Origin of the sequence: Rathayibacter tanaceti (assembly GCF_001634385.1) — a bacterium.
In the GTDB taxonomy this organism is placed as follows: Bacteria; Actinomycetota; Actinomycetes; order Actinomycetales; family Microbacteriaceae; genus Rathayibacter; species Rathayibacter tanaceti.
The window spans coordinates 1-2,163 of the sequence record NZ_LIIN01000224.1 but is presented as its reverse complement, the minus strand read 5'-3'; the positions used below and the strand labels follow the sequence as shown (position 1 = coordinate 2,163).

Below are 2,163 nucleotides of genomic sequence, written 5' to 3'. Positions count from 1 at the left end.
CCACCGAGGCCCCCGACGGCACCAGGAGGCGCGCCCGCGCGGCCTCCGCGCCCAGGACGACGAGAACCCGACCGCACCCCGCTGCCTCCGAACGGCGCACCGCGCGCTCGATCCACGAGACACCGGACTCGTCTCGCCGCAGCGCCTTGGGACCGCCCGCGCGACGGCCGGCCCCCGCCGCGAGCACCACTCCGACCACCGCATCCACTCGACCATCGTGCCCCAGACGGAGCCCGCGGCCCCGCACCGTCCGACGAAGGAGACCGCATGACCGGCCCCACTGTTCCTCCCGAGACCGCGAGAGAGGTGCTGCTCGCGTGCCTCGCCGTGCCGCGCTGGGCCGACGAGGTCGCTGCCGGTGCTCCCTACGCCTCCGTCGAGGCCCTCGCCGCGGCGGCCGACGGGGTCGCTCGGACTCTCAGCGCCGGCGAAGTGGAGGCCGCGCTGGCCGACCACCCGCGGATCGGGGAGCGGCACGCGGGCTCGGGTCGCTCCTCCACATTCTCGGCCGCGGAGCAGGCGACGAGCCTGTCCGAGGACGAGGCGCTGGCCGCCCGCCTGCTCGCGGGCAACCGGGCCTACGAGGAGCGCTTCGGACGCGTCTTCCTCATCCGCGCAGCCGGTCGCGACCGCGCCGAGATCGTGGCCGAGCTCGAGCGTCGCCTCGCGCTCGACGAGCGGACGGAGGCCCGGATCGTCGCGGAGCAGCTGCGCGAGATCGCCGTGCTGCGCGTGCGCGGCCTCGCCTCCGACCTGCTCGTCTCGACGGAGCCGGCGCGATGAGCGCGCACGCCAGCCACGTGACCACGCATGTGCTCGACGCCGTGCGCGGTCTGCCCGCGCAGAAGGTGCCGGTCGCGCTTGAGGCAGGCAGCAGCTCCGGCTGGCAGCGTCTGGTCGAGGCGCGCACCGACGCCGACGGTCGGGTGAGCGCCTTCGGGCCTGAACGGCTTCCCGCGGGCGTCTACCGCGTCGTCTTCGACACTGCCACCTGGTTCGCGGCGTCGGGCACGGAGTCGTTCTACCCCGAGGTGGTCGTGGCGTTCCGCCTCGACGAGGGGACCGAGCACGTGCACATCCCGCTGCTGCTCAGCCCCTTCGCCTACTCGACCTACCGGGGGAGCTGATGCAGCTGCACGACGTCCTCGACGCGCCGCAGCTGCGGCTGCGCGTCCTGGTCGCCGGCGACGGCGCCCTCGCCCGGTCGGTCGACGGGATCTTCACCACAGACCTCCTCGACCCGCGCCGCTACCTCGCCCGTGACCAGCTGGTGCTGACGGGGATGGTCTGGCGGCGCGACGCGCACGACAGCGGCGCGTTCGTCGCGGCGGTGGCCGAGGCGGGGGCCAGCGCCCTGCTCGCCGGCGAGGGACTCTACGGGTTCGTGCCTGACGATCTCGTCGTGGCCTGCCGTGAGCACGACCTGCCGTTGATCGCCGTGCCGGCCGATGTCTCGTTCGGAGCGATCACCGCGCACCTCTCGACAGCGCTGGCGGGGGACCGCGTCGCTCGGCTGACCGCCGCGCTCGCCCGCCAGCGGGAGCTGCTGACGGAGGTCTACCGCGGGCAGCAGCTCGATGAGCTCGTGGCCCGGACCTCGGGCGAGCTGGGGCTCCCGGTGACCGTGCTGACCGCGACCGGACGGACGGCCGCCTCCGCTGCCGGGCTCGGACCCGGCGACGTCGAGCGGGTGGTGCGCGCGGCTCTCACAGCCCGCAGCAGTCCGGTCGTCGTCCCGGACGCCCGCGGAGGTGCGCTCTCGGTCCTGACCGTCGTCGGGACGGGAGAGCACCGGGCGACCGCCTGGTTGGTGGTGGTGGGCGGCGACTGGACCGGTTGGCCGCCCGCCGTGCTCGATGCGGTGACCGAGCTGGCCGGAGTGGTGGGCGTGTACCGGCTGCAGCGCGAGGCCACGCTCCTGGCCGACTCCGCACTCGCCGACCGCCTCCTCGAGCTGGTGGAGGAGGACAGCGAGCAGCCGGAGGCCGGCGTCTACCTGCGGCAGGTGGGGCTCGGTGGTGTGGAGCACTGCGCGGTGGTCGCGGCCGAGTTCGAGAGCGACGCGCCACCGGACCTGGCGCGGCGGGTGCTGACCGACGCGGCCGCCCACCTGGGCCGGGCGGTCGTCGGCCGTGACGCGCAGGGCGTCGCAGTGGCGGTGCT

4 protein-coding genes are annotated in these 2,163 nt (G+C 75.0%); 3 read left to right on the top strand and 1 reads right to left on the bottom strand.

Annotated features, from left to right (window positions below; genetic code table 11):
- The coding region (locus ACH61_RS15135; protein WP_236713717.1) for an NTP transferase domain-containing protein at positions 1-187 on the bottom strand (187 nt) is incomplete at its 3' end.
- An 80-nt stretch (positions 188-267) separates the two neighbouring features.
- Between ACH61_RS15135 and uraD the strand changes: the two genes are divergently transcribed.
- The 3 genes from uraD to ACH61_RS15120 form a co-directional block, all read left to right on the top strand.
- Entirely contained in the window at positions 268-783 is a 516-nt protein-coding gene (gene uraD, locus ACH61_RS15130) for a 2-oxo-4-hydroxy-4-carboxy-5-ureidoimidazoline decarboxylase (protein WP_068213641.1), read from the top strand.
- Entirely contained in the window at positions 780-1,127 is a 348-nt protein-coding gene (gene uraH / locus ACH61_RS15125) for a hydroxyisourate hydrolase (RefSeq protein WP_068213638.1), read from the top strand. The genes uraD and uraH overlap by 4 nt, the downstream gene beginning before the upstream one ends.
- Positions 1,127-2,163: PucR family transcriptional regulator ligand-binding domain-containing protein (locus tag ACH61_RS15120; RefSeq protein WP_068213635.1), on the top strand; the 1,037-nt coding region annotated here is incomplete at its 3' end. The genes uraH and ACH61_RS15120, both read left to right, overlap by 1 nt.